Source organism: Terriglobales bacterium (assembly GCA_035454605.1).
Lineage (GTDB): Bacteria > Acidobacteriota > Terriglobia > Terriglobales > Acidobacteriaceae > DATMAB01.
The window spans coordinates 22,522-48,634 of record DATIGQ010000188.1 but is presented as its reverse complement, the minus strand read 5'-3'; the positions used below and the strand labels follow the sequence as shown (position 1 = coordinate 48,634).

Below are 26,113 nucleotides of genomic sequence, written 5' to 3'. Positions count from 1 at the left end.
GCGCCCACGATCACGTCGATCTTGGCCAGCTTGTAAGTGCGCGTGGTTACACCTTTCTCCACCACCGAGGCCTGCAGGTAGAACTGCATCCAGGGAGCGATGGTGGCCCCGATCATGGCGGTGACCATGTAGAGGTATCCGGCATCCATGAAGGGCATGCGCGTGGGGCGGGGCACGGTGCTGAACAGCGCCTCCAGCCAATGCGGACGCGAGAGCACCGCGGCTCCGATGTAAGCAATATAGAAAAAGGACGCAATCAGGAAAATCTTCTCCACGCTCTTGTACGTGCCCTTGACGACCAGCAACCACACCAGCACGGCGGCGATGGGGACGGAGACGAACTTGGGGATGTTAAACAGCTCAAGACTGGAAGCGACGCCGGCGAACTCGGCCACGATGTTGCCGAAATTCGTAACCACCAGGGCCAACATCATCAGGAAGGTGATGCGCAGCCCGAACTCCTCGCGAATGAGGTCGCTCAAACCCTTGCCGGTGACCGCGCCCATGCGGGCGGCCATCTCCTGCACCACCACCAGCGCGATGATCATGGGGACGATGGTCCACAGCAGCAGGTAGCCGTAGCGCGCGCCGGCGAACGAGTAGGTGTAGATGCCGCCGGCATCGTTGTCCACGTTGGCGGTGATGAAACCCGGCCCCACCACGGCGAAGAAGAGCAGGATCCGGATCTTCCAGAGTCTGAGCCATCGCATTGGAGCTTCCGTTACTCAAGAGAAGTCACAGAATAAACGCGGCGGGGAGAAGAGGCCACAAGAAAGCGCGCTAAAGTTTGGCGCGCATGAGAGTGATGACGTCGTCGGCGGTGATGACGCCGGTAAGGCTGCCGCTCTTATCCACGACCGGCAGGCTGAGCAGGTTGTACTTGTCGAACAGCTCGAAGATCTCCTTTTCCTTGGCGCCCGCCGGGCACGCGACCGGTTCCACCATCAACTGGCCGAGCTGGGCGTTGGGTGGGGCCAGCACCATGCGCGCCAGGGGGACGACGCCCAGCAGCTTCCTCGCCTGTCCCACCACGTAGATGCCGCTCAGCGTCTCGATGCCGCCCTCATAGTGGCGCAGGAGCTCGATGGCGTCATAGACGCGGGCGGTGCGCGGCATGGCCACGAATTCGGTGGTCATGTGGCCGGCCGCCGTGTCTTCCTCGAACTGCAGGAGCTCGGAGACGTCCTGGCGCTCATAGGGCGCCATCTCCTCGAGGATCACTTCGCTGGTCTCTTCGGGCAGGTCTTTCAGCAGGTTGGCGGCGGCGTCCGGATCCATCTCCTCCACGATGTCGGCGGCCCGGTCGGAGTCCAGCGACTCGACGATGGAAACCTGGAGTTTGGGGTGCACCTCCTCGAGCGCCTCGGCGGCGACTTCCTCGTCCAGGGTCTCGAAGACGGCTTCGCGCTCGGCGGGAGAGAGCTCTTCGACGATATCGGCGATGTCGGCGGGGTGGAGCCGGCCCAGGCGGTCGTGGGAGATCTTCAGCTTCACGCGCCGGGCGGGATCGGTCTCGATCAGATCCACAAAGTCCCAGGGGATGATGCGGGGCGGGATGCGCGCCACCAGTCGCTCCACCAGAAGCGACGGCACCACGCCTCGCAGCAGACGGCGCACCGCCCCACGGGCGCCCACGTCCACTTCCGAGATGCGCAGTACGAGCCCGCCGTTCGAGGGCTTCTGTTCCAGGTCCACGTCATTCACGCGCACCACCTTGCGTCCATGCACGTCGATGATCTGCTGGTCGAGCAGGTCGCGGTCGAGCAGCAGCATGCCTTCGCTCTCAGCGAACGCCGGCCACTGGGCGGAAGGAAGGGCCGCGCGCACGCGTCGGGGCGTGACCGCCGCGATGCCTTCACGCGGCAACAAACGGTCGCCTTCGGAGGTGCGCACCACCAGGCCGTGGATGCGCGCCCGGTCCTCCTGCGGGCAGATGGTCACTTCGCGCACACGTCCGTGCAGGGTGCCGGCGGGTTCTTCCACCGGCACGCCGAGAATCTCCGAAAGCGCCAGAGGTGCCATCGGGCACGATGTTACATGAAATGTAACGGGCCGCAGAGCCTCCGGAACGGGAGGAGCCGAAAAAGGCACGGGCCCGATTCCCGCAACGGCGGCTCATCCATTCGTTGACAACTTCCCGTTCCGAAGGGCAAACTAGCGGATTCCTGTGCAAGCCCTGGGTACGGGTGAGCGGTAGGCTGGAGCGCCTATGGGCGGTTGCGGGCGCCAGACAAGGCAGGTGCGGCAATTCTGGAGAAGACCGACGAGCGCGTCACCTACACGCTAGACTCGACCCTCGACAGCGTGAACACGGCGGAGTTGGCGGCGGCCAGGATAGCCGCCAAGGCCGGGTTCGACGGCGAGAGTTGCGACCGCATCGCCATGGCGGTGCGGGAAGCCACGGTCAACGCGGTGTTGCACGGCAACGCGTACGACCCCAAGAAGAAGGTCACGGTGTCTTATGAGAATACCCGCGGCCGCCTGACCATCCGGGTGGCCGACCAGGGCAAAGGATTGGATGCCAGCAACATCCCCGACCCCCTAAAGCCGGAGAACCTGCTGAAGACGTCGGGCCGGGGGATTTTTTTGATGCGCGCATTCATGGATGAAGTGAATTTCCGGGACTTGAGCCCCGGGACCGAGATCACGCTGGTCAAACAGGTTAGCCCGGGGGAAGGCAAGGAGGAATCCAAGTGAGCATGAAAGCCAGCACGCGGCAGTTGGACGGCATCACGGTGGTGGACTTCAGCGGTCGCATCACGCTGGGCGAAGGCAGCGTGGTGTTGCGCGATACCATCCGCGACCTGCTCAGCAAGGGCAGCAAGAAGATCCTGCTGAACCTAGGCGACGTCACTTATATCGACAGCTCGGGTATCGGCGAGCTGGTCAGCGCCTACACCACGGTGCGCAATGGAGGGGGCGAGCTCAAGCTGCTCAACCTCACCAAGAAGGTCCACGATCTGCTGCAGATCACCAAGCTGTACACCGTCTTTGATATCAAGGACGACGAAGCGACGGCGATCGCCTCCTTCACCAAGTAATCGCTTGCGCGCAGCCGGCCGGCGGATGCCGCCAGCTGCGCGCGGCGCACTCCCACGCTCTGCTCGTCTTCCGCAGGTTCCCTCCGTTCCTCCGCGTTTTCTGCACGCCGGAGCCGGCAAACTCGGCTACACTCTTCCTGGGTCCCCTCGTCTTGACCAGGAGCCGCCGTGCGCTTCGCCCTCCAATTGGTTCTCGCCGTCACCTTCCTGGCGGCTCCGGCCCTTGGCGCGTGCGTTCCCATCGAGCAAGCGCCGGACAAGATCGGCAACGAAACTTGCGTGCAGGGCACCGTAGTCCAGGTGAACCAGGGCAAGAGCGGCACCTGGTTCCTCAACTTTTGTGAGGACTACAGCAAGTGTCCGTTCACGGTGGTGGTGTTTCCCCGCGACCTGCGCAAGGTGGGAGACGTGCGCCAACTCCAGGGCAAGAAGGTAGAGGTCTTCGGGAGGATCAAGAGCTACAAGGGCCGGGCGGAGATCATCCTGAAGGACTCGCGGCAGCTTCGCGGCGAGGCCGCCAAACTTCCTCCGCCGCCCTCCACCTACGACGCCTCGCGCCACGGGCGCTACCGCGCCGGACAGTTCCGCAGCACCCAGCCCCGGCAGACCAAAAGCAAGTCTCAGCGGACCAGCACGGAACTCACCCCTGACAAGCCGCCCGCGGGCGAGGGCGATGCGCAAGCCAGCGACCGCCCGCAATAGAGAAGCCGCTACACCAACCCGCGGCGCAACTCGTCCAGCGAATACTTCGTGTCGCGCCAGATGACGCCGCCGTGCCGCCAGGCGTGAAAGGCAGAGCGCAGCAGGGTGTAAGCAAACAGCAGCCCGGCAACGGGATGCAGCAGGAAGTAGAGCGGGTTGACGCCCAGCGGCGGCGCCATACGGGCGTAGAGCGCGGCAATGGCAGCCACCGCCACCACGTAACCCAGGCGGCTCCAGCCCGTGGCCAAGGGCACTCCCGCGAAAGGACCGATGTTCAGCAGCAGCAGCAGGAAAGCGGCGCCCAGCGTCCGCGGCCATCGGAACAGCATCAAGGCGAACATGTTCTTGGTCAGGTTACGCACCACGCCCATGGCCCCATGCGCCCAGCGAAGCGAGATCAGGCCGGGGCCGATGACATTCCGCTGCGCGAATCCACCCTGTTTGATGAGCTTGCCCAGCTTCATGTCGTCGATCACTTCCAGGCGCAGCGCTTCGTGCGTCCCGATGGCGTCATACGTGCTCCGGCGCACCAGGTTGAAGGCGCCCACGCCCATGTGGTCACGCGTCCTGGGATCGGCCACCTTCCACGGCCGGTGTCCGAAGATGAACAGCGACATGAAGAATGCCGTCATCATGCGTTCCCCCACTGTGTGCAGGTGCACCTCCGGGAAGACGACCAGGTGATCCGCCTTCTCCGCGAGGGAGTAGGCCATGGCGCGACGGAGGGCATCCGGGCGAAAGACCACGTCGGCGTCGGTGAACAGGAGCCAGTCACCCGTGGCCATGGCGGCGGCCTTCCACATGGCATGGTTCTTACCCAGCCATCCGGGGGGCAGCGCGGTGATGTGCAGCGTGCGCAGCCTGCCCGCGGACGCAGTCGCGAGACGATCCAGGATTACGCCGGTGGCGTCGGTCGAGCGGTCATTGACGGCGATCACCTCGTAGTTCTCGTACTCCAGCTCGAGTAGAGATCCCAGAGCCGTCTCCACGTGCTCTTCCTCGTTGCGCGCGGGCACGATGATGGTCACGCGCGGCGCCGGCTCCGGCCGTCGGTCCCACTCCGGCCGGGCGATGTCGGCCACCTGGCGCATGCCCAGACCGATGTCGAGCAGCCGGTGCAGCCACACCAGCCCCAGCAGCCAGCCCAGGACCAAGTGGAAGGTCGCCATCAGAAAGCTCCCTCCAGCCGCGCCCGCCGGGCTTCCGTCTCGTTCACAAAATGCAGCAGTACCAGGCCCACCAGGAAGAAGAAAATGAGCGACAGGATGGCCAGGCGCGAAGATCCCAGCCACTGCTTCACCACCGCGAAGGCCAGCGGTCCCCAGATCGAGGAAAACTTGGAGAAAACGGTGTAAAACCCGAAGAATTCGGCGCTTGCCGATTCCGGAACCATCGAGGCGTAGAACGACCGGCTGAGCGCCTGCGAACCTCCGAGCACGATACCCACGATCATTCCCAGGATGAAGAACTCGGTGGCGGTGGTGATGAAGTAGGCGTAGACCACGACCCCGGTCCAGAGCACGAGTGTGGTCATGATGGTGTGGCGCGTGCCGATGCGTCCGGCCAGGCGGCTGAATACCAGCGCGCCCACCGTGGCCACCCCCTGGATGATCAGCAGCGTGAGCATCAACTTCCACGCCGGAAGTTTCAGCTCCACGGTGCCGTACGTCGTCGCCAGGTTGATCACGGTCTGAATGCCGTCGTTGTAAAGCATGAACGCGACCAGGAAGAGAACCAGGTGCTTGAAGCGGCGCACCTTCATGGTGGTTTTCCAGGTGCGCGAAATGCCCAGAGCAGGATAGGCGACGACTGCGGGCCAGTTCCGGAATCGCTCCGGCAACCGAGCGGTGGCGGGGGCTTCGCGCAGCAGCCGGGCGGTGAACGCCGTGAATCCTGCCCACCACAATCCCGCGGTCACAAACCCGATGCGCACCGCAGTCTCCTGCGAGAGGCCGAGTTTCTCGTGCCCGGCGACCAGCGCCAGTGCGATCCCGAACTGCAAACCGCCGCCCACATAGCCAAAGGCATAACCTTTGCCCGAGACCCAGTCCTGCTTCGCGTCACTCGCGATCTGCGGCAGGAATGCGTCATAGACCACGTTGGCGTTGACGAATCCGATCTGGGCGACAAAGAAGAAGAACATGGTGCGATAGACATCGCCGGTGTGCGTGAAGTACAGCAGCACGGTGAACAGCGCGCCCAGATAGGCAAAGAACAGCAGGAAGCGCTTCTTGGCGGCGGAGAAATCGGCAATCGAGCCCAGCACCGGCGCGCACAGGAAGGCGACGAAGTCGGTCGCTCCCACCAGCAGGCCCCAAAGCGCATCCGCCTCATAGCGCGTGCCGCGAAAGGTGAGGCCGTCCGGTCCCACCACGACACTGGCGAAGTAGATGGGGAGCAGGCCGATGGCGGTCGTGATGTAGGCGCTGTTGGCCCAGTCGTACATGCACCATCCAAAGATGGTGCGGGGGTCATCCTTGCGCGGCGCGGGAGTCGCAGCTTCCGAAGCCATGCGAAGTCAGTGACTATAACACGCGCGTTCGAGAGTCAGCCCCGGTGGCGGCCGCGCGGCCAGCGTGCTTCCACCACCGTGCCGATGCCGCCACGCGGCCGGAATTCGCCGCGCACCACGGCCCACTTGGGCCGCGCCGCTCGGACTACATCCTCCAGCACGCGGTTCACGATGTTCTCCTGGAAGATGCCCAGGTTGCGGTAGGAGAGCAGGTACTCCTTGAGCGATTTCAGCTCCAGGCAGCGGCGGTCGGGAACGTACCGGATGGTGAGCACGCCGAAGTCCGGCAAGCCGGTCTTGGGACAGACGGAGGTGAACTCCGGAATGTCGACCACAATCTCGTAGGACGGGAACTGGTTGGGCCAGGTCTCGATCTCCGGCATGCGGACATCGAGGCCGGCCTTGGCGTGCTCGGCAGTGTAGCGGGGTGTCTTCGGCATGGCTATTTCCCCCACGCCATGCCGTCGGGTTCGTTGCCGGTACTGAAGGTCTGGAGCACTTTGCGCCCGGCGACGTCAATCACCGAAACCAGGTTGGCGTTGGTGTTGGCCACGAAGGCGCGGCGGCCGTCGGGCGTGATAAGAATCCCGACCGGCACGGCGCCTACCAGGACCTCACCGACGCGCTCCCGCGCTTTGGCGTCGAAGACGGCAATGCGGTTCGAGCGCGCATTCGACACCCAGACTTCGCGGCCATCGGGGGTGAACTTCACACGGATGGGCAAGTCGCCGCCGCTGGAGAAGGTGGCGACCACACGGTCGGTGGCCACGTCGATGATGGCGATGTTCCCGGCGCCACGATTGGCCACCCAGACCTCGCGGCCATCGGGAGACACGTCGATGCCTTCAGCGCCCGCGGCAGTGGGTACGGTGGCGACCTTGTCGGAAGCGCGATCGATCACGGTGACGCTGCCCGAGCCAATGTTGGCTACGTACAGCTTCCGTTCGTCGGGCGTGGGCACCACCATATGGCTGACCTGTTGGTTGGTCTTCCATGACTTGAGGATCTTCCCGGTCGAGGCCTCCAGTTCGAGCACAGCCTGGGCGCCTTCACAAGTCACCCACAGGCGGGATCCGTCGCGGCTCACCCAGATGCCGTGCGGTTGGCGGTTTTCGCCCAGATCGTAGGTGGCCTTGACCTTGCGCTCGGTGAGATCGAGCACCGTGATGCTGTTGCCGGGCTCGTTGCGCGGTGGCTCGCCCTGGCGGAATACGCCGAAGCTCCCGTAGTTGGATACATAGAGGTAGCGGCCGTCGGGCGAGGCGGCGGCTTCGTGGGGCCCGCGGCCGGTGGGCAGCTTGGCAAGCACGACGTAGCTCGAGGGATTCACCAGCGCGGCCTCGTGGTCGCTCTTGTTCAGCACGATGAGGACGCTCTCCGCCGCGGCGGGAGGCACCAGGAGCAGCAGGCTGGCCAGCGCCGCTGCCATCTTGCGTAATGTCATCGGTCGGCTCCTTGCGAGTGGAAAGCACACAGCCTACCAGCTTTCGGTTCCAGGCGGCACGCCGGTGAGAATCTGGCGGGCACGCGCGACTGCGGAGGGCATCCAAAGCGCCGAGGGACGGTCACAGACGGCACTGCCCTGATTGGCTATACTGATTGGTAAGACAACTTTCCGCTGGGCATAGCGCTCGGGAGCGTTTTGATTGCACGGTAAACGAATTCAGGTGATGGTGGGCGCAGGCGTGGCCGTGGTCCTGCTCGCGGCCTTCATCTCCTTGCGGCAGACGCGGGTGCCGATCCGCGCCCAGACTCCCGTCCGCAAGGACATCACCAGCACCATCTCCACCAACGGCAAGATCGAGCCGGTGGAGCACTTCGAGGCGCACGCTCCCGCCTCCACTACGGTCAAGCGGGTGCTGGTGCACGAGGGGGACGCGGTCCGGCGCGGACGCTTGCTGCTCGAGCTCGACGACGCCGAGACCCGCGCGGAAGTGGCCCGCACCCTGGCGCAACTGCGCAGCGCCGAAGCCGACCTGGCGGCCATCCGCAAGGGCGGCACGCGCGAGGAAGTGCTGACCAACGAATCCGAACTGGTCAAAGCGCGCGCCGAACTCGATGACGCGCAACGGAACCTGGAAGCGATGCGCAAGCTGCTGGAGCGCCAGGCCGCGTCGCCGGCAGAGGTGGAAGCGGCGGAGAACCGCGCCAAGCGCGCCCAGGCCCAAGTGACGCTGGTCGAACAGAAGCTGGGTAGCCGCTTCTCGCAACCGGAAGTCGCCCGCACCCAGGCCCGCGCGAACGAAGCGCGGGCCGCGTACCAGGCGGCGCTGAATGTCCTGCGCCAGGTCAACGTGGTGGCGCCGCGTGACGGCACCGTCTACTACCTGCCGGTCCGGCCCGGCCAATATGTGAACTCCGGCGACCTGCTGGTGCAGGTGGGCGACCTGCGCCGGGTGCAGGTGCGGGCCTTCGTAGACGAGCCCGAGATCGGGCGGCTGGCCCGTGGCCACAAGGTGATGCTGACCTGGGACGCGTTACCCGGCCGCAACTGGCAGGGGACGGTGACCCGTGTGCCTTCCACGGTCGTGGTGCGGGGCACGCGCACGGTGGGTGAGGTGGTGTGCGAAGTGGACAATCAGGACCTCACGCTCTTACCCAATGTGAACGTCAACGTCACGGTAATCACGGCGCAGCACGGGGGCGTACTCACCGTGCCCCGTGAGGCCGTTCACGTGGAAGATGGCAAGCGTTTTGTGTTCGAGGTGGCAGGCGGACAACTGAAACGGCGCGAAGTCGAGGTGGGCATCTCCAGCCTCACCGACGCTGAAATCATACGCGGCCTCGACGAGAAAACGATGGTAGCGCTGGGCGCCGCCGATTCCGCCGTGCTGCGCGATGGCCAGCCGGTGCGCGTCGAGCCCTAGCCCTGAATCACTTCTCCTGACCGTACTTGCCAGCGAGACGTGTAAGCTGCGCGGCTACGGCCTCCGCGACCGTACTGGGCGCCCGATCGAGGATGATATCCAAGGCGGCATGAAGTTGCTCCGCCGCCTCATCCGTAGTCCGACCGCCGACGCGGGATGACTTCCGCACCGGTCCGGCGTACCACGAAGCGGCACCCTGCCGCCTGCCCACACCGGCCCCCACTGGCACGCTTTCGAAGAGACTCTTCAGCACCTCCTGGCTCAACCCGGCCTGCTCCAGGAAATACCAGCAATCCTCCACTCGGCCGTGTTCCGCGGCGAGTATCCCCAAGGCTATCCACGCCTCAGCCGGTGGAGGATGGCGCCCGCGCTCCCAGCGCGAGATCGCCATCTGGGAAACGCCCAGATAGCGGCCGAAGCGGGTGCCGCTCCACCCGACGTGCTCCCGCAGGCTCCGGATCCTTTGCCCCCACCCGGTTTCAGACAATCGCGTGATTCCCGCCGATGCTCTTGACATTATAACTATAGAGACTAAACTCTAACGTTATGCAGTCCGCTCGCTGTCGCGCCACCATAACACGGCGCTCGACCGATACGCGCCCCGCGCAATCTGTTGTTTCGTGTCGAGCATTGCACGAGACCGGGCGACCTGCACGAAACCATCGAGAGTGCATATCGTGATTCTCCTGGGACCGTCCGATGCGGTCGAACTGCTCTCACGGCGGGTACGCTACCAAGCCGTACTCCTGAGAGACGGCTCCTGGTTCTGCGTTGCGGACCTGGTCGAGGACAATCTTCGGCTGCAGATCGAAGAAGTTCCAGGTGTTGAGATCCTCCCTCATCCGGGCCGCGGTCATGCCGTTCCGGCCGAGATTTTGACCCGGCTCCTGAATGCCGGGGTCGACGTGGAGCCCGGTGACGAGGCCGGTGACCTCTGCGAGAAAGTCGCGCGCGCATATGGCATGCCTAGTCTGCTGGCGCCGCTGGACTAGGGCCTGGCGCCTGCTGCTGCGCAACGCGTCAACCGCTCAAAGGCAGGCCTCGTCGTCACGGTTTCCTCCGGTGTCCGCGGGTGTCGTTTACAATCCATCCCTGTCCACGAAATCCTGCAGATTCCAAGGTGATCTATGCGAGAGCTGAAACGATTTGGCCTGATCCTCTGGCTGGCGTTCTTCGCGAATCCTGCTTTGGCCGAGCCGGTTCCCTTTCGGCGAGCGCTGGAGTTGGCGGTGCGCAACAGCGGCACCATGGCCATCGCCAACGCCGATCAGGTCCGCGCCGAACACGAGTACCTGGCCACGCGCAACGTCTACCTGCCCCAGCTGGTGGTGGGCTCGGGGCTGGCAGCGACCTCCGGCTTTCCCCTGAGCGTCGAAGGGTCCGCGCCTTCCATTCTCCGGGTGGTTTCCTCCCAGTTTCTCTACAACGCCGCCCAAAGAGAATTCGTGCGCGCCGCCAAGAGCGAGTGGTCCGCGGCCAGCCGCAAGAACGAGGACCGCAAGAACGAGGTGCTGTTGGAGACAGCCCTGGTCTACCTGGAACTGGACAAGCTGAGCAGCGAACTGGCTACGCTGCGGCAGCAGGAAAAAGCGGCCGAGCGCATCGAGCAGATCACCGGGGAACGTGTCGCCGTGGGCGTGGATAGCGAAGTGGAACGCACGCGGGCGAAGCTGGCCACCGCGCGCGTGCGCATGCGCCTGGCTGAAGCGCAGGGAGCCATCGATGTGCTCCGTTTGCGCTTGAGCCAACTCACCGGGCTGCCCCCGGATGCTCTGGAGACCGACGCCGAATCCGTCCCCAATCTTCCGGAAGTGCACCAGGAAGAAAACCTGACCGGGCGAGCACTGGAAAACAATCCGCTGGTGAAGATCGCGGACGAACAGGCCGCGGCCCAGCAATTCCGCGCCAGGGGGGAACGCCGGGCGCTGTATCCCAGCTTCAACCTGGTGGCCCAGTACGCCATGCTGGCACGCTTCAACAATTACGACGACTTCTTCAACCGATTTCAGCGGCACAACGGCACCTTCGGCGTCTCCATCCGCTTCCCTTTCCTCGATTTCACGCAGCGGGCGAGGGCCGAGGCGGCGGATTCAGAATCGGTGATGGCGCAAAAGCGGGCCGAGGGCGTGCGCCAGCAGGTGTCGAGCGAGGCTCTGCGCCTGCAGCGCGCGGTCCGCGAAGCGGCTGCGGCCCAGGAAGTGGCGCGGCTGGAGTACCAGTTGGCGCGCTCCGAAGTGGACGCCGTACAGGGACGCATCGAGGCCGGCACCGCTTCCCTGCGCGACGAGCAGAATGCCCGGCTCAGCGAGGCTGAACGCTACCGCGCCTTCCTCGACGCCAGCTTCGCGCTGGAGAAGGCACAGCTTGAGTTGCTCAAGACCACGGGCCAGTTGGAGGCCTGGGCGACCAAGTAGGTCTAGCCGAACAGTCGCATGAAGCCCGTCGGCGGAAGGTCGGGCACCAAGAGGCGCGCTGGCTGCCCGGCTGCGCGCGCGACTTCTTCCGCGGCGCGGTAGCCGCTGCGCACTGCGCCTTCCATGGTGGCGGGCCAGCCGGTGGCGGTCCAGTCGCCGGCCAGGAAGACGCGCGGCCACACGGTCGCCGCTCCAGGGCGATAGTCGTCCGAACCGGGCAGCGCGGAGTACGTCGCATGCACTTCCTTGATGACCGTGGACTTCACGAGGCGCGCCTCCGCGGCTTTGGGAAAAAACTCCTTCAGCTCAGCGAGGGCCAGTTCCAGGATCTCGTTGCGCGGCTTTTCCACCAGCGACTTCGATGAGCTGACGACCAGTTCCAGGTAGCTACCGTTCCCTTCCCCGGCGCGGCGCTCGAGGATGCGCGACTTGTGGAACATCCACTGGATGGTGCGATCGAGCAGCACGGCGTGGTCGAGGTCGGTGACCTCGCGGTCGAACCAAAGGTGGATGCCGGTGATGGGCGAGGTCTCAAAGCGCCCGAGCTGCGCGCGCAGGGGCTCGGCCTCAGGCTGCGCCGGCAGCAGGCGCGCCGCCACGTCGAAGGGCACTGCCAGCACGGCGAAATCGGTGCGCAAGTCGCCCACCGAAGACCGCAGCAAAACGCTATCGGCCTGCGGCTCGAATGACTCCGCGGTCGAGCGCAGGCGCACCTGCCCGCCTCGCGCCTCCAGATACGCGATTCCGGCCGCGTAGAGTTCGGTCAGTGGCGCGGTGGGCACACCCATCTGTCCCGCCGCCGCCGACTTGAGGAACGACTCGCGAAACACCTGCGCCGCGTAAGGGACGCACATGCGGTCCAGGTCTTCGTTGAGCGCGCTGACCAGGACGACCTTCCAGAAGCGGTCGATGGCGCGCTGTGTCTGTCCATGGCGCCGCAGCCAGCCGAGAAAGGGCTCGCCGGAATCAGGGGGAACCGAGGACAGGAAGTGCAACATGGCGCGGCCGATGGCCAGCTTGTCTGCCAGGCCGAGCGAGGCGGCGCTCAGAAACGACGGCACCGCGTGCAAGGGAGCCGGCAGCCACGAAGGCCCGAGCACGGTTTGGCGTCCGCCGGGCTCCAGGAAAGTGAGCCGGTCGTACCAGCGAATCTTCTGCTCGACGCCGGTGCGTCGGTAGAAATCGAGGAGGTTGGTACAGCAGGCGAGCACCACGTGCTGGCAGTTATCCACTACTTCGCCGGTGCCCGGATGCTCGTAGGAAGAGGCGCGGCCGCCGAGATACGGACGGCGCTCGAGGAGGCTGACGCGGAACCCGACGTCAGCCAGGGCACAGGCGGCGGAGAGGCCCGCGAGGCCGCCCCCGACTACGGCCACAGTCCTGGCGGAAGTGGTCATCCGGTGAGGCGACGCAGGAATCCCCGCGTGAGCACACCCAATTTTTCGGCAAACGAGAGCCCCACCCGCTGGCGGAAGACATCGAAGTTACGCTGCGCCATCTTCTCCAGCAGGCGGCGATAGATGCTGACCAAGACCCAGAGCGCGGGCTGACTGTCCTCGTCGATCAGCGGAAGCAGTTCGTCGGCGGCGGCATAAAGCTCGCGAGCGCGGCCGGCCTCGAATTCGAGCACAGGTTTGAGGCGCGCCGGATCGAAGCCGTTGTTGACCCCTGCGGCCAGCTCTTCGGGCGAACAGCCGAAGCGGGCCAGGTCCTCCACCGGCAGGTAGATGCGGCCCAGGGCGGCGTCCTCGCGCACGTCGCGCAGGATGTTGGTGAGCTGGAAGGCCATGCCGGTGCGCACCGCGAGCGGTTCGGCAGCCGGATCGCGGTACCCGAAAATGCGGATGGTGACCAGGCCCACGACCGAAGCGACGTGGTAGCAGTAGCGGGAGAGATCGTCGAAGGACTGATAGCGGATAGTGGGTGCTCCGGCAGCCGGGGTCGCTTCCCCAATATCCATCTCGGTGCCGGTGATGAGCTGGTCGAGCAGCTCCACCGGGATCTGAAAGCGCAGCTGAGCGTCGCCCAGGGCGAACAGCACGGGGTCGTCGGTGGAGTGGCCCTCGGCCACGTGGTGCATGTGCTCACGCCATTCCTCCAGGCGGGCGCGCTTCTCTGCCGGAGAAAGTGCCGGGTGGTCGGCGATATCGTCGGCGCGACGCATGAAAGCGTAGACGGCGGCGAGCGCGTCCCGCTTCTCGCGTGGCAGTACCAGGAACGCGAAATAGAAATTGCGCGCGGCCGAACGGGTGATGCCGCGGCACACGGCGTAGGCGTGCACGAGTTGGCCGCTCATCGCAGCTTCCTCACCGCCGCCTGCATCAGGAGCTTGAGCTTGCGTGGACGGGAGATCACGGGGCGGGCGCTCAGCACGTCGTAACCCCGGCGCTTGATGGCATCCAGGATCTCCTGGCCGCCGCGGGTAAAGAGCTCGACGTCGAGCGCGAGATCGCGGTCCACCGTCCCGGCCAAAGGCAGGCCCCGCGCGAACCACTGGCGGGCCCGCTCCACTTGGAAGCGCATCAGGTCCAGGAAGGCAGGCGTGGGGCGATGAAGGCAGAGGTCCCCCTCGCTCACGCCGAAGCGAACCATGTCCTCGCCGGGCAGGTAGATGCGCCCCTTGGCGTAGTCCACGGTTACGTCCTGCCAGAAGTTGGCAAGCTGCAGGGCGGTGCAGGTGAAATCGGAAAGCTGCTGGCGCTCCGGGTCGCGGTAGCCGCAGACGAACAACACCAGGCGGCCTACGGGATTCGCCGAATAGCGGCAATAACCCAGCAGTTCCTCGAAGGTGGCATAGCGCGCCACCGTCTGGTCCTGACGAAAAGCCTTGAGCAGGTCGGCGAAGGGCTGGCGAGGAATGTCGCAGGCCCGCACCGTTTCCGCCAGGGCCACGAACACAGGATGGCGGGGCGCGCCGGCGTAGCAGGCGTCGAGCTCGGCCTCCCACTCGTCGAGTAGCTGGAGCGCGGCCTCGGGGTCACCGACCTCATCACCCAAGTCGTCGGAGATGCGGCAGTAGGCGTAGACGCTATAGAAATGTGGCCGCAGGCGCTCCGGCAGGAACCAGGTAGCGACGTGAAAGTTCTCGTAGTGGGAGCGGGCCAGACGCCGACAGTAGGCACGGGCTTCGTCGAGCGAGGGGGTATGCTGCGGGATCGCGTACTCTGCCGGCAACGCAGCCCAGCCGCGTGCGGAGGCGGGAAGGACCCCCGCCACCCGGCCGGGACTGGAACTGGCGGTGGAGGACATCGATTTAGTCTCCGCAAGCAGCCGGCGGCCCGCTAGTGTCCGGGGATGATCGCGGTCTTGATATCACCGTTGCGGTTGAGCATGTGCCGCAACACCTGATGCAGACGCGAGAGCGGCGCTTCGCTGGTGACGTAGTCGCTGCTCTTGATCTTCTTCTCGGTGATGAGAGCGAAAGCGCGGCGCACGGCCTCGGGCGTGTGATGGAACGTGGCCTTGAGCGTGACTTCGGCATAGTGCAGCCGGTTGGTGTCGAGCTGCACCTTGGTGCCGGAAGCGCAGCCACCGAAGAAATTCACGGTGCCGCCCTTCCGTACCATGTCCACAGCCCACTCCCACGCCTGCGGACGTCCCACGGCCTCGATGACCACGTCCGCGCCACGGCGATCCGGGCTGAGGGCGCGCACCGCTTCCACCGGATCGGCCACGGAAGTGACCTGAATGGTCTCATCGGCGCCAAAACGTTTGGCTGCCTGCACCTGGGAATCGCGCTTCACGACGGCGATGACGTTGCAACCGGTGAGCTTGGCCACCTGCACGAACATCAGGCCAATAGGACCGCCCCCGATGACGGCCACGGTGTCGCCGATTTCGACCCCGGTCTCATGCAACCCGCGCAACACACAGGCCAGAGGCTCGACCATCGCCGCTTCCACGAAACTGACATTGGGCGGGATGGTGAGCGTGTTGGACTCCACAATGCGGCGAGGAATCTTGATGTACTCCGCGTACGCGCCGTTGTTGAACAGCAGGTTCTCGCAGAGGTTCTCCTGGTGCTTGGAGCAATAGAAGCACATCTGGCAGGGGGCGGAGTTGAGCGCGACCACCCGCATGCCCTTGCAGAAGTGCTTCACGCCCCCACCGACCTCTTCCACCACGCCCGCCAGCTCATGCCCGAACAATGCCGGAGGCACGATCATGCGCGCATGATAGCCGCGTTGATACACCTTCAGGTCGGTGCCGCAGGTAAGAGCGACCTGCACCTTGATGAGAAGCTCGCCCTCCTCGACATGGGGGATGGGCACACGTTCGATCTTCACGTCCTCTTTGCCGTAGAGGACGGCTGCTGTCATCTTTCCGCTCAAGGCTTTCTTCCTTCCCAAAGCTGCCCTGGTTGAATGACCACTTTCATGGAATCGGGTCCGGGATGGGCAGCCAATTCAAGCGCCGCGACCGCTTGCGGGAGCGGGAAGCGGTGCGTGATGAGCCGCTCCAGATCCATCTCCCGACTGAATACAAAACGCACCGATTTCTCCTGCAGGTCGATCGAGGCGCTGTAGGAGCCCAACAACGACTTTTCGTCTACACACACCGATGAAGGATCGAGCGCGGCCTCGCCGCGCACGGTCTGCGCGAACAAGAGCACCCGTCCACCCGGCCTCGTGGCGTCCAAGGCGGGCTGAATCAGCCCGTTACCGGCCGCGGCCACAATCACCGCATCGGCGCCACGGCCCTCGGTGCGACGACGAACTTCCGCGGCCAGGTCGGCCTGCGATGCGTCGAGCGCCAGTTGTATCCCGAAGCCTGAGGCTATTGTAAGCCTTTGGCGGTACAAATCGGAAGTTATAACCTGAGCCCCCGCCCGGCCGGCCAGAACAGCCAGAATGATGCCGATGGGCCCCTGCCCCAGAACCAGCACCGTCTCGCCGGGGACCAGTCCCAGGGTCTCGATTCCCTTCATGCAGGTGTTCACCGGCTCGACAAAGGAGGCCTGCTCGAAAGAAGTGCCGTCCGGGATGCGCACCACGCCCTTGCGCACGATCCAGTCCATCACCCGGACATACTCGGCAAAGCCGCCGCCGGCCGGCTCGAATCCGGCCGTCGTGCCCACCTTTTTGTACACCGGGCATTGCGCGAACACCTTGAGACGGCAGTAATAGCACTCACGGCAAGGGATGTGGTGGAAGGCCATCGCCCGGTCGCCGACCTTGAAGGCGGTGACGCCTGCACCCACCGCCGCTACGACTCCCGAAGTCTCGTGGCCGAAGATGCGGGGCGCGGAATGAGAGCCGGTGGAGATTTTCTTCAGGTCGGTGCCGCAAATGCCGCAAGTGTGCACCCGAAGAAGCAGTTCCCCGGGGCCGATCTCAGGCACCGGCACGGTCTCCACGCGGACGTCGTTGACCCCGCGGTACACCGCCGCCTGCATGGTGGCGGGAATGGCGGCGATCTGAGGCTGCGTCTCGGTCTGCGTTGCGACCGTCATCGTCTCCTTCCCTACCTATTCTCTCTCCAAAAAGGTTATGCCGACCGCGCTCTTCCCCGAACAAAGCTTTCAAAACCTTCGTCGGTGAGCAAGAGTTCCAGTTGCCGGCAAAGCGCGCGTGCGGCCCGTTCCGAGTCTCGTGCCAGTCGTCGCACCATGGGCCAGAGGTGCGGGCGTATGGCCAGGTGGGCGACAAATCGAGTCGCCTGGAAACGTCCTGCGCGATCCACAAAGCGGCCCACCGGCGGCAAATCCGAATCCAATTCATCCGAAATAGCTTTCACCGCGAGGAAACCGACGGCGCGTTGCTGAGCCAGCGCCGCCACGGCCACCGCCTCCATGTCTACGGCTTCTGCCCCGAAGCGGGCGCCGAACTGGCGCTTCTCCCGCGACTGCACGACTTGGCGACTGCTTACCAACGTGCCGCGGCCGCCGAGCGTGTTGAATCGTTCGCCGGATTCGGCTCCTACCACCAGCGCGGGACAAAGCACATCCGCGACTCTTCCTTCCGGCTGCAGCGCCCCCGCGAATCCTGCGGAAACCAGCACCTGGGCGCCGCTCTTCGCGAGCGCGGCGTCGGCAGCCATGAGGGCGGCATCCTGTCCGATGCCACTGCAAACCACCAGGGCGCTCTCCCTTTCAAAGAACGAGGCCTTACTTTTCCAGCCGTCCCGAACCAAAGGGACAGATTTCCGCGACCAGCCATCGATCAAGGGCCGGACCTCTCGCTCCAGCGCTGCAACGATAACAATCCTAGGCACGAACGTACCCGTGCGCCTGAAACCACTCCACGGCGCGGCGCAGAGCGTCGTCGGGTGGCGTCACCTTCCAGCCCAGCTCGCGTTCTGCTCTCGCCGAAGTGACGAACATTTTCTTGCGGCCCATGCGGACGGCCTCCAGCGGCGCCCGCGGCTCGCGGCCCAGCAATACGCCGGAGAACAGCGTATCCATCGCGCCGAATGCGAACGCTACGGCGTAGGGCAAGCGCACGCTCGGAGCCGCGAGGCCGGTGAGCGCCGCCAGCTTGTCCAGTACCTGCTTTAGCGTCAGGTTCTCACCGCCCAGGATGTAGCGCCGGCCGGGCCGCGCTTTTTCCGCCGCCATCACGTGCCCCCGCGCTACCTCCGCCACATCGACCAGGTTCAAACCCGTATCCAGGTACGCCGGAAACCGGCGATTCAGAAAATCCACCACGATCTTGCCGGTGGGCGTGGGTTTGATGTCGCCCTCGCCGACAGGCGTGGTGGGATTCACAATCACCACGTCCTGTCCCGCGCGCGCGGCTTCCAGCGCCACCTCTTCGGCCAGGAACTTCGAACGCTTGTAGTGGCCGATCATATCCGCGATTCGAACGGGTGACTCTTCGTCGCCCGAAGTACCGTCAGGGGGAAAGCCCATGGTCGCAACGCTGGAGGTGTACACGACGCGCCGAACGCCCGCCCGCCCTGCAGCCGCCAGGAGCGACCGCGTGCCCTCGACGTTGGCCTCGTACAGCTCTTCCGGGCGCCGCACCCACAACCGGTAATCCGCGGCGACATGAAACGCCAGTTCGCACCCCTGGAGCCCACGGCGCAAGGACTCCGGGTCACGCAGATCGCCGACAATCCGCTCCGCCGGCAGACCCTCAATGTTGTCCGTCCGGCTGGCCGACCGCAGCAGCAGCCGCAATTCTGCGCCCGAACCGGCCAGCATGCGGGCGAGATGGCTGCCGACGAACCCGGTCGCGCCTGTTACGAAGACCTTCACTGTGAATCTGGTGGGCGAGAAAGCCAGTCATGCCCATCAACCGAAGAATGACCAGGCGAACATCTTCCAGGTATCGCCGAAGCGGGCATCCTTACCGGTGGCCGCACTGGCCTCGTAGCCGCAGTGCACCAGGCAGTTCTCGCAGCGGGGATCACGACCATAGCCATATTTCTCCCACGGCGTCTCTTGGATCAGGTCGCTGAAGTTGGCATGGTGCGCGTCCGTCATCAGGTAACAGGGCCCCTTCCACCCCTTGGTGTTGTAGGTGGGATTGCCCCAGGCGGTGCACATGAGGTCGCGGTCGCCAGCCAGGAACTCGGCGTAGACCGGCGAAGTGTTCAGCGGGAACCGTTTGGCCAGGCGCTTGATCTCCCGGAACTTGTCGCGGATGCGGGCACGGTCCAGGAAAATCTCCTTGGTCTGGACGGCGCTGTACGAGTATCCCGGCGAGATCATGTGGCCGTCCACGCCCAGCGCTTCCAGGTACTCGAACAGGGCCTCGATCTCGTTCATATCGGTTTCCATGTAGACGGTGGTGTTGGTACAGACCTGGAAACCGTGCTCCTTGGCGCAGCGGATACCGTCGACGGCGGCGTCAAAGACGCCTTCGCGCTCCACGGCAATGTCGTGCGAGCGCCGCATGCCATCCAGGTGCACGTTGAAGAAGAAGCGCTTCGAGGGCTTGAACTCGTGGATGCGCTTGCGGATGAACATACCGTTCGTGCATAGGTAAATGTGCTTCTTGCGCGCCAACAGCTCCTCGACCAGCTTGGCAAGGTCCTTGTAGATCATGGGCTCGCCGCCACAGATGGAAACGATGGGCGCGCCGCACTCATCCGCCGCAGCCAGGCACTGTTCCACCGGCACCACCTCGCGGATCGTGCTCTCGTACTCGCGGATGCGGCCGCATCCCGTACAGGTGAGGTTGCAGGCATGGAGCGGCTCCAGCATCATCACCAGGGGGAAGCGTTCCTCACCCTTCAGCTTCTTGCTGATGATGTACTTCGACAAGTCGTACTGCAGTGCCAACGGAAAACGCATTCGGCCTCTCTCGCTCCTGGTTACTTTTTCGATCCTCGGTTGCGCGAACTTCTAACTGGCACTCTTCCTCTGGGACGCGATCTGCTGCGCATACGTGGTCAGTGCCAGCAACGGGAAATACTGCCGGTACAGGTGATACGCCAGATAGAACACGCGCGGGAATCCGGTCCCGGTGTAATGTTTCTCGTCCCAGGAGCCGTCCTTTCTCTGGCCGCGCAGCAGGCACGCGATGCCGCGATGGACAGAATCGCTGGAATGGTCCCCGGCGGCCATCAATCCAAGCACGCCCCAGGCGGTCTGCGAAGGCGTGCTGGGCCCGACCCCGCGGGCTGTGGGGTCGTCATAAGATCCGCAGGTTTCGCCCCAGCCGCCGTCGGGATTCTGCACACTGCGCAGCCATTGAGCGGCGCTCTGGATCCAGGGCTGCGCCATGTCCTCGCCAATAGCTTCCAGCCCGCGCAGCACCTGCATGGTGCCATAAACATAGTTCACGCCCCAGCGGCCGAACCAGGAACCGTCGGGTTCCTGTTCCCGCCGGATAAACGCGAGGGCGCGTTGAACCTGACGGTCCTGGTGGGTGACACCGTAGGCAGCCAGTGCCTCCAGCACGCGCCCGGTGATGTCCACCGTAGCCGGGTCGAGCATGGCGTTGTGGTCGGCAAAGGGCACGTACTGGAAGACCATGCGGTCGTTATCCTTGTCGAACGACGCCCAGCCGCCGTTGCGGCACTGCATGGCCCGCACCCAGTCGAGGGCGCGCTCCACCGACTCATGCTGGTAGCGGCCGTTGGGATGGTTCACACGTCCCAGCGCCAGCGCCACCATGGCGGTATCGTCCACATCGGGGTAGAACTCGTTGTTGAACTCGAAGTACCAGCCTGCGGGCTGGGCCTTTGGACACTTCACCGCCCAGTCGCCCCGGTGCGTGACCTGTTTCTTGAGCATCCAGTCGGCGGCGGCCTGCAAACGCGGATCTCCGGGCGAGACACCGCTCTCTCCCAGCGCGAAGACGGCATAGGCCGTGTCCCAGACCGGCGATTTGCAAGGCTGCATGCGCAGCGTGTCTTCCTCTTCGATGTGCAAGGCCTCGAATTCGTCCAGGGCGCGGATCAGCTGCGGATCATCGAGGGAATAACCCAGGCAGCGGAGTGCGATGATCGAGTTCATGATCCCCGGGAAGATGGCGCCCAATCCGTCGCTCATCTCCAGCCGCTCCAGCATCCACTTCTCCGCCCGCCGAATGGCGAGCGAGCGCAGCGGTCGAACGTGCACGCGTTCGAACCAGTGCGTCATGCGATCCAGGAACAGGAAGAAGTTGCGCCAGCTCAGAATCTTCGATGCCCAGCGCAGATGCAGGTTGGCGTGCTCGCGCCCTCCGACGAACAACTCCTCCACGCCCATCTCGCGCGGGATCTTCTTGAACGGCTTCTTGGCGTAGGCGATGGAGAGCGGTACCAGGATGGCCCGCGACCAGGAGGAAATCTCGTAGAGGTTGAACCAGAACCAGCGCGGGAACAGCACGATCTCCGGCGGAATGGCGGGCACGGCGAAGTAGTCGTACTGTCCGAAGAAGCAGAGGTAGATCTTGGTGAAGGTGTTGACTTCGGTAACTCCGCCGAGCTCAAGGATGATCTTCCGGGCCCGCTCCAGCGCGGGGTGGTCGGCGCGGTAGCCGGCCAGTTTCAGCCCGAAATAAGCTTTGACCGAGGCGCTGACGTTGGACGGGCCGCCGTGGTAGATACTCCAGCCGCCATCCGCGTTTTGGTGTTCGAGTATGTAGCGTGCCGCTTTGGCGATGCGCCCGGGATTGCCCGTTCCCAGCAGGGCGTGCAGCAGGATGTAGTCGGACTCGAGGGTGGTATCCGCCTCGAGTTCGCCACACCAGTAGCCCTCCTCGTGCTGAATAGAGAACAGGAACTTTCGGGCCGCGTCGCGGGCCGCAGCCACCCGGCTGAGGATGTCGTCCAGCTTGGCTTGGGTCGGGGCTCCGGGCGCCGGAGGGCGCCCGGCAGACTGCGAGTTTTCCATGCTGCTCATTTTGCGGCCGCGGCAGAGGGAGCGGCCGCGATCGCCTGCACGATCTCCGGAGGCAGGCCAAAGCGCACGTTCTCCGGCATGACTTCCACTTCCTGCACGTTGGTGAACCCGGCGCTGGCCAGGAAGGTGACCACTTCTTCCACCAGGCACTCCGGAGCCGACGCGCCGGCCGTCAGGGCCAGGTTCTTCACACCGTCCAGCCATTCTGGCTGGATGGCGCGATAGTTCTCGATAAGGTGGGCACGAGCGCCCAGCAGCCCGGCGACCTCCACCAGGCGGTTCGAGTTCGAGCTGTTATCCGACCCTACCACCAGCAGCAAGTCGGCATCGCCGGCGACGTGCTTCACCGCGAGCTGCCGGTTCTCCGTGGCATAGCAGATGTCCTGCGCCGCCGGGCCCTTGATCTTGGGGAACTTGCGCTCCAAGGCTTCAATGATGCCGCGGGTCTCATCCAGGCTGAGCGTGGTCTGGGTGATGTAGGCGACGCGGTTCGGGTCTGGCACCGTGAGCGCCTCGACTTCCTCCGGCGTGCTCACCACTTCCGTCACCAGCGGAGCCTCGCCCAGCGTCCCGATCACTTCATCATGGTCACGGTGGCCGATGAGGATAATCGAGTAGCCTTCGGTGGCATACTTGACCGCCTCGACGTGCACCTTGGTGACCAGCGGGCAGGTGGCGTCGATCACCCGCAGACGGCGGCGCTCGCTGGCTTCCCGCACCTCGGGCGAGACACCGTGGGCGCTGTAAATGACGCGCTCGCCGTCAGGGACTTCCTCCACGCTGTCAACGAAGATGGCGCCCTTGGCGGCCAAATCCTCCACCACGTAGCGGTTGTGGACAATCTCCTTGCGCACGTAGATGGGCGGGCCGAAGGTATCGAGCGCAATACGCACGATGTCGATGGCCCGGACTACACCGGCGCAGAAACCGCGTGGCTTCAGCAGGAGCAGCGTCTTTTCCGCCTGAGCGACCGTCATCGAGTTCTCAACCAGTATAAGCGGGCCGGGAGCATTCCGGAAGTTTGAGGATAACTCCGCGGGCACCGGTATCCCCACTGTAAACCACACGAGCAGCAGGAATTAGCATCCGATGGGATGCCCCGAAGGGCGAATGGATTCAGGGGTTGGCCTTGAGCAACTGCTGGGCGTGGCGGCGGGAGGTTTCGGTCAGCCGGGCGCCGCTCAGCATGCGCGCCAGCTCCTCGGTACGCTCGGCCTCGGAGAGGCGCCGGATGTGGGTGCGGGTGCGCCCGCCGGCCTCCAGCTTCTCCACCACATAGTGATGGTCGGCGAAGGCGGCGATCTGCGGTAGGTGGGTGATGCACAGCACCTGGTTGCCGCGGGCCAGCGCCTTCAGCTTGCGGCCAACCGCCTCCGCCGCCCGGCCACCGATGCCGGTGTCGATCTCGTCGAAGATGAGGGTCCTGTGTGCGATCTCCAACTCTCGGTTCCTGGTTGTCGCTTTCTTCGAACCAGGCTCTCTGCTGGTTTCTACCGTAGCCTTGAGGGCCAGCATCACACGGGAAAGTTCTCCCCCCGAGGCGATTCTCTCCACCGGGCCCAGCGGCTCGCCCGGGTTGGCGGCGAACAGGTAATCGACCTGGTCGAAGCCGCCGGCAGTCCAATGGGCTTCCTCCGCATGGGGCTGGAGCGCAACCTGAAAACGCGCTTTCATGGCCAACTCGTTCAATTCAGCTTCCACCTGCTTCTCCAGGCGGCGAGCCGCTTCTGTGCGCATTCCCGAAATCTTCTCGGCCGCGCCCTGGTAGGCCCGCGCGGCCTCGCCCAGTTGCTGACGCAGCCGCCGCAAGAGGTCGTCGCGATTCTCGACCTCGTCGAGCTTGCGGGCGACATCGGCGCCGAAGGCGATGACCGCGTCTACCGTGTCTCCGTACTTGCGTTTCAGACGGTCGAGCAAGGCCAGGCGGTCTTCGACCTCAGCCAGGCGCGCGGGAGAGGCCTGGATGCGTTCGGCGAAGTCGCGCAACTTGACGCCTGAGTCCTCGGCGGCAATGCGCGCGCTTTCCAGCGCCGCCAAGTCCTCACGGAAGGTGCCTTCGTCGTATCCCGCCAGCTCTTCGACGCGGCGCGCCGCCGCGCGCAGCGATGCCGCTGCCGATCCCTCTCCCTCGTAGAGGAGCTCGTAGGCGTGCCAAGCTGCCGCGCGTACCTTTTCCGCATCTGCCAGCAGACGCTTCTCTGCCTCCAGACGGCGGTCTTCACCCGGCTCCAGCTTTGCCGATTCAATCTCCTTCTTCTGAAAACTCCACAAATCCACCAGTCGCAGCCGGTCCTGCTCGTTGCGGTCGAGCTCGGCGATACGCTCGTGCAGCGACTTCCAGCGCCGGAAAGCTTCCGAAACCGCCGTGGAGTCGATGCTCGCGAAGCTGTCGAGCAGGCGGAGCCGCTCGCCGGCGTCAAACGCCAGGATGGATTCGTTCTGGGCGTGTACGGTGGCGAGGTGCGCGGCAAGCAGACGGAGCACGGCAAGCGTGGCTGGTTGGTTGTTGACGAAGGCGCGTCCCTTGCCGGAAGCTGCGATTTCCCGGCGAACGATGATCTCGCCGGCTGTGGCATCGATTCCGTTGGCGTCGAGCACCCCGGCGACCGCGGCGGCTTCCACCTCGAAGACGGCGCTCACGGTGGCACGCTCGGAACCATGGCGCACGAGATCGCTCGAAGCCTTCTCCCCCAAGAGCAGCGCCAGAGCGTCAATGAGGATGGACTTGCCGGCGCCGGTCTCGCCGGTCAACAGATTCAGTCCGCGACCGAACTCGACTTCGACATGCTCGATGAGAGCGTAATTTTCGACGCGCAGTTCGACCAGCACCGGGGTGGACCCTGGATCTGCGCGCAGGATAGCACGGAAGTCCGCGGCGAAATTCCACAGCCCTAGTCGGCCGTCAGAGAAGTTTCCGTCTTCGCGGGAGGTTGCACCAAGGATTCGGCGAGGCGCTGGCGCTGTTCGCGGCTCCAATCGCAGAGCAGGCGCACGTCGGCGTCAGTGAGCCGAGCCTCAGGGTGCATCCAGCGATAGGAGCGCAGGGGCATGCCGTCCTCGGAAATCTCCTCGCAGATCTCATCGAGGATCTTGTCGGCCTTCTTGAGGTCATAGGCGGCCCACTCGGAGAGATTCAGATGACTGCGGCCGTGATTGACGTCGTCAATCACCAGCCAGGAGACAGGCGCCACGTAGCTGTACCACGGCCAGCGCGTCTGGTTGGAGTGGCAGTCGCGGCAGGCGCGTTCGAACACCGCCGAGACCTCCGCCGGCACGGCGAGGTGCGCATGGACCGCGCGCGCAGGATCTCTCGCGGGATTGGTGCGCTCGGGCCGGATCATCTGCGCAGCGGCGAACAGGAATCCCAGAACCATCAAGGCGCGGGGCAGCAGTTTCTTCATTTAGAGGGGCCGGCTCCGATACATCGAGTATGCGGCCGCGGGGCAGAAAATCCGCGCGGGCGTAACCCAAGTGTAAAGCCCGGGCGAAGGCAGTGTCGACGGCCTGCATTAACGCGTGGATCCTTCTGTGCGTCCGAGTTCCGTTGACCCTATCGAAGCCCTATGCTACGGTGCGGAACGTGGGAAATGTTTTGGCGTCCTTATCTCTCTTATCTTTTCCGGCGGTCGTGGTGGGCGGTGAGATCGTCAACCTGATTGCCGCCAGCGGGCCGGTGGCCAAGGCGGTGCTGGTCATCCTGCTCATCTTCAGCATCTTCTCCTGGGCGATCATGATCTCCAAGTGGAGCCTGTTCAGCCGGGCGCGGGTGCAGAGCGCGCGCTTCGTGAAGGCATTCCGCCGGGTGGCGCGTCTCTCCGACATGGCGGCCCTGGCCGAGCAGTTTCGTCCCAGCCCGCTGGTGGCGGTGTTCGAGTACGGCTACCACGAGTACCAGCGGCAGGTCGGAAATCCGTCGGGTGGGGCGCGAAACATCGTCGCCATCCAACGCGCCACGCAGATTGCCGCATCGGAGGAATTGACGCGGTTGGAGCGCCGCCTGCCGTGGCTGGCGACCACCGGGGCGGTGACGCCGTTCATCGGGCTGTTCGGAACGGTCTGGGGCATCATTGATGCCTTCCACTCGCTGGGCACCTCGGGCGCGGCCACGCTACGGGCAGTAGCGCCGGGAATCTCGGAGGCGCTGATCGCCACCGCCGCCGGGCTGTTTGCCGCCATCCCGGCGGTGATTGGCTATAACCAGTTGACGCACTCCATTCGCGAGTTCGCAGCGCGCATGGACGACTTCGCGCTGGAGTTCTTGAACGCGGCCGAACGCCCGCCGGCCGAACCACGAGGCTGAG

Annotated in this window: 26 protein-coding genes; 7 read left to right on the top strand and 19 right to left on the bottom strand. The window is 64.7% G+C overall.

Translation table 11 applies throughout. From position 1 onward, the window contains the following. Both VLE48_13315 and VLE48_13310 read right to left on the bottom strand, forming a co-directional pair. A partial coding sequence (locus VLE48_13315; GenBank protein ID HSA93987.1) for an Nramp family divalent metal transporter occupies positions 1 to 710 on the bottom strand: 710 nt, incomplete at its 3' end. A gap of 70 nt (positions 711 to 780) precedes the next feature. Beyond that, entirely contained in the window at positions 781 to 2,022 is a 1,242-nt protein-coding gene (locus tag VLE48_13310) for a CBS domain-containing protein (GenBank protein HSA93986.1), read from the bottom strand. A gap of 195 nt (positions 2,023 to 2,217) precedes the next feature. Here VLE48_13310 and VLE48_13305 point away from each other — a divergent pair, with 195 nt between their 5' ends. The 3 genes from VLE48_13305 (at position 2,218) to VLE48_13295 (ending at position 3,743) form a co-directional block, all read left to right on the top strand. Beyond that, on the top strand, positions 2,218 to 2,697 hold the full coding sequence (locus VLE48_13305) for an ATP-binding protein (GenBank protein HSA93985.1): 480 nt from the start codon (positions 2,218 to 2,220) through the stop codon (positions 2,695 to 2,697). 2 nt (positions 2,698 to 2,699) lie between these two features. Then, positions 2,700 to 3,041: an STAS domain-containing protein gene (locus VLE48_13300; GenBank protein ID HSA93984.1), complete on the top strand. Its 342-nt coding sequence runs from the start codon at positions 2,700 to 2,702 to the stop codon at positions 3,039 to 3,041. Positions 3,042 to 3,209: 168 nt separating this feature from the next. Then, positions 3,210 to 3,743: a hypothetical protein gene (locus VLE48_13295; protein ID HSA93983.1), complete on the top strand. Its 534-nt coding sequence runs from the start codon at positions 3,210 to 3,212 to the stop codon at positions 3,741 to 3,743. 8 nt (positions 3,744 to 3,751) lie between these two features. Here the strand turns inward: VLE48_13295 and VLE48_13290 are convergent, their stop codons facing one another. The 4 genes from VLE48_13290 to VLE48_13275 are packed head-to-tail and all read right to left on the bottom strand — an operon-like array spanning position 3,752 to position 7,699. Further along, positions 3,752 to 4,912, bottom strand: a complete 1,161-nt coding sequence (locus VLE48_13290; GenBank protein HSA93982.1) for a glycosyltransferase family 2 protein — start codon at positions 4,910 to 4,912, stop codon at positions 3,752 to 3,754. After that, positions 4,912 to 6,255, bottom strand: coding sequence for an MFS transporter (locus VLE48_13285; GenBank protein ID HSA93981.1), 1,344 nt, complete (start codon positions 6,253 to 6,255; stop codon positions 4,912 to 4,914). The genes VLE48_13290 and VLE48_13285 overlap by 1 nt, the downstream gene beginning before the upstream one ends. Positions 6,256 to 6,290: 35 nt before the next feature. Next, positions 6,291 to 6,695 carry a preQ(1) synthase gene (queF, locus tag VLE48_13280; protein HSA93980.1) on the bottom strand — a complete coding sequence of 135 codons (405 nt, stop codon included), beginning with the start codon at positions 6,693 to 6,695 and terminating at the stop codon, positions 6,291 to 6,293. A gap of 2 nt (positions 6,696 to 6,697) precedes the next feature. Next, positions 6,698 to 7,699: a beta-propeller fold lactonase family protein gene (locus VLE48_13275; GenBank protein ID HSA93979.1), complete on the bottom strand. Its 1,002-nt coding sequence runs from the start codon at positions 7,697 to 7,699 to the stop codon at positions 6,698 to 6,700. A gap of 202 nt (positions 7,700 to 7,901) precedes the next feature. Between VLE48_13275 and VLE48_13270 the strand changes: the two genes are divergently transcribed. Beyond that, positions 7,902 to 9,122, top strand: coding sequence for an efflux RND transporter periplasmic adaptor subunit (locus VLE48_13270; protein ID HSA93978.1), 1,221 nt, complete (start codon positions 7,902 to 7,904; stop codon positions 9,120 to 9,122). A gap of 7 nt (positions 9,123 to 9,129) precedes the next feature. On the opposite strand, the gene VLE48_13265 is transcribed toward VLE48_13270, so the two are convergent. Then, positions 9,130 to 9,609, bottom strand: a complete 480-nt coding sequence (locus tag VLE48_13265; protein ID HSA93977.1) for a helix-turn-helix transcriptional regulator — start codon at positions 9,607 to 9,609, stop codon at positions 9,130 to 9,132. Between the two features lie 181 nt (positions 9,610 to 9,790). Between VLE48_13265 and VLE48_13260 the strand changes: the two genes are divergently transcribed. Both VLE48_13260 and VLE48_13255 read left to right on the top strand, forming a co-directional pair. Further along, positions 9,791 to 10,114, top strand: a complete 324-nt coding sequence (locus tag VLE48_13260) for a hypothetical protein (protein ID HSA93976.1) — start codon at positions 9,791 to 9,793, stop codon at positions 10,112 to 10,114. Positions 10,115 to 10,249: 135 nt separating this feature from the next. Continuing rightward, on the top strand, positions 10,250 to 11,536 hold the full coding sequence (locus tag VLE48_13255) for a TolC family protein (GenBank protein ID HSA93975.1): 1,287 nt from the start codon (positions 10,250 to 10,252) through the stop codon (positions 11,534 to 11,536). Between the two features lie 2 nt (positions 11,537 to 11,538). Here the strand turns inward: VLE48_13255 and hpnE are convergent, their stop codons facing one another. The 12 genes from hpnE to VLE48_13195 all read right to left on the bottom strand — a co-directional run bounded on the left by hpnE (position 11,539) and on the right by VLE48_13195 (position 25,213). Further along, entirely contained in the window at positions 11,539 to 12,933 is a 1,395-nt protein-coding gene (gene hpnE, locus VLE48_13250; GenBank protein ID HSA93974.1) for a hydroxysqualene dehydroxylase HpnE, read from the bottom strand. Continuing rightward, the gene (locus VLE48_13245) at positions 12,930 to 13,832 is read right to left on the bottom strand and encodes a phytoene/squalene synthase family protein (GenBank protein ID HSA93973.1); all 903 of its coding nucleotides are present in this window, start codon (positions 13,830 to 13,832) and stop codon (positions 12,930 to 12,932) included. The genes hpnE and VLE48_13245 overlap by 4 nt, the downstream gene beginning before the upstream one ends. Further along, entirely contained in the window at positions 13,829 to 14,785 is a 957-nt protein-coding gene (hpnC, locus tag VLE48_13240; protein HSA93972.1) for a squalene synthase HpnC, read from the bottom strand. The genes VLE48_13245 and hpnC overlap by 4 nt, the downstream gene beginning before the upstream one ends. Before the next feature lie 32 nt (positions 14,786 to 14,817). Further along, positions 14,818 to 15,855, bottom strand: coding sequence for a zinc-binding dehydrogenase (locus VLE48_13235; protein HSA93971.1), 1,038 nt, complete (start codon positions 15,853 to 15,855; stop codon positions 14,818 to 14,820). Between the two features lie 8 nt (positions 15,856 to 15,863). Next, positions 15,864 to 16,988 carry a zinc-dependent dehydrogenase gene (locus VLE48_13230; protein HSA93970.1) on the bottom strand — a complete coding sequence of 375 codons (1,125 nt, stop codon included), beginning with the start codon at positions 16,986 to 16,988 and terminating at the stop codon, positions 15,864 to 15,866. A 35-nt stretch (positions 16,989 to 17,023) separates the two neighbouring features. Next, positions 17,024 to 17,749, bottom strand: a complete 726-nt coding sequence (locus VLE48_13225; GenBank protein ID HSA93969.1) for a hypothetical protein — start codon at positions 17,747 to 17,749, stop codon at positions 17,024 to 17,026. Next, positions 17,742 to 18,734 (bottom strand): hopanoid-associated sugar epimerase, encoded by a 993-nt coding sequence (gene hpnA / locus VLE48_13220; protein HSA93968.1) that lies wholly within the window; start codon positions 18,732 to 18,734, stop codon positions 17,742 to 17,744. The genes VLE48_13225 and hpnA overlap by 8 nt, the downstream gene beginning before the upstream one ends. Before the next feature lie 36 nt (positions 18,735 to 18,770). Beyond that, the gene (gene hpnH / locus VLE48_13215) at positions 18,771 to 19,775 is read right to left on the bottom strand and encodes an adenosyl-hopene transferase HpnH (GenBank protein HSA93967.1); all 1,005 of its coding nucleotides are present in this window, start codon (positions 19,773 to 19,775) and stop codon (positions 18,771 to 18,773) included. A 51-nt stretch (positions 19,776 to 19,826) separates the two neighbouring features. Further along, positions 19,827 to 21,803, bottom strand: coding sequence for a squalene--hopene cyclase (gene shc / locus VLE48_13210; GenBank protein HSA93966.1), 1,977 nt, complete (start codon positions 21,801 to 21,803; stop codon positions 19,827 to 19,829). A gap of 5 nt (positions 21,804 to 21,808) precedes the next feature. Beyond that, positions 21,809 to 22,789 (bottom strand): 4-hydroxy-3-methylbut-2-enyl diphosphate reductase, encoded by a 981-nt coding sequence (ispH, locus tag VLE48_13205; protein HSA93965.1) that lies wholly within the window; start codon positions 22,787 to 22,789, stop codon positions 21,809 to 21,811. Positions 22,790 to 22,928: 139 nt separating this feature from the next. After that, on the bottom strand, positions 22,929 to 24,641 hold the full coding sequence (recN, locus tag VLE48_13200; protein ID HSA93964.1) for a DNA repair protein RecN: 1,713 nt from the start codon (positions 24,639 to 24,641) through the stop codon (positions 22,929 to 22,931). 62 nt (positions 24,642 to 24,703) lie between these two features. Continuing rightward, positions 24,704 to 25,213 carry a heme-binding domain-containing protein gene (locus VLE48_13195; protein HSA93963.1) on the bottom strand — a complete coding sequence of 170 codons (510 nt, stop codon included), beginning with the start codon at positions 25,211 to 25,213 and terminating at the stop codon, positions 24,704 to 24,706. Positions 25,214 to 25,443: 230 nt separating this feature from the next. On the opposite strand from VLE48_13195, the gene tolQ reads away from it, so the two are divergent. Next, on the top strand, positions 25,444 to 26,112 hold the full coding sequence (tolQ, locus tag VLE48_13190; GenBank protein ID HSA93962.1) for a protein TolQ: 669 nt from the start codon (positions 25,444 to 25,446) through the stop codon (positions 26,110 to 26,112). Position 26,113 lies beyond the last annotated feature (1 nt).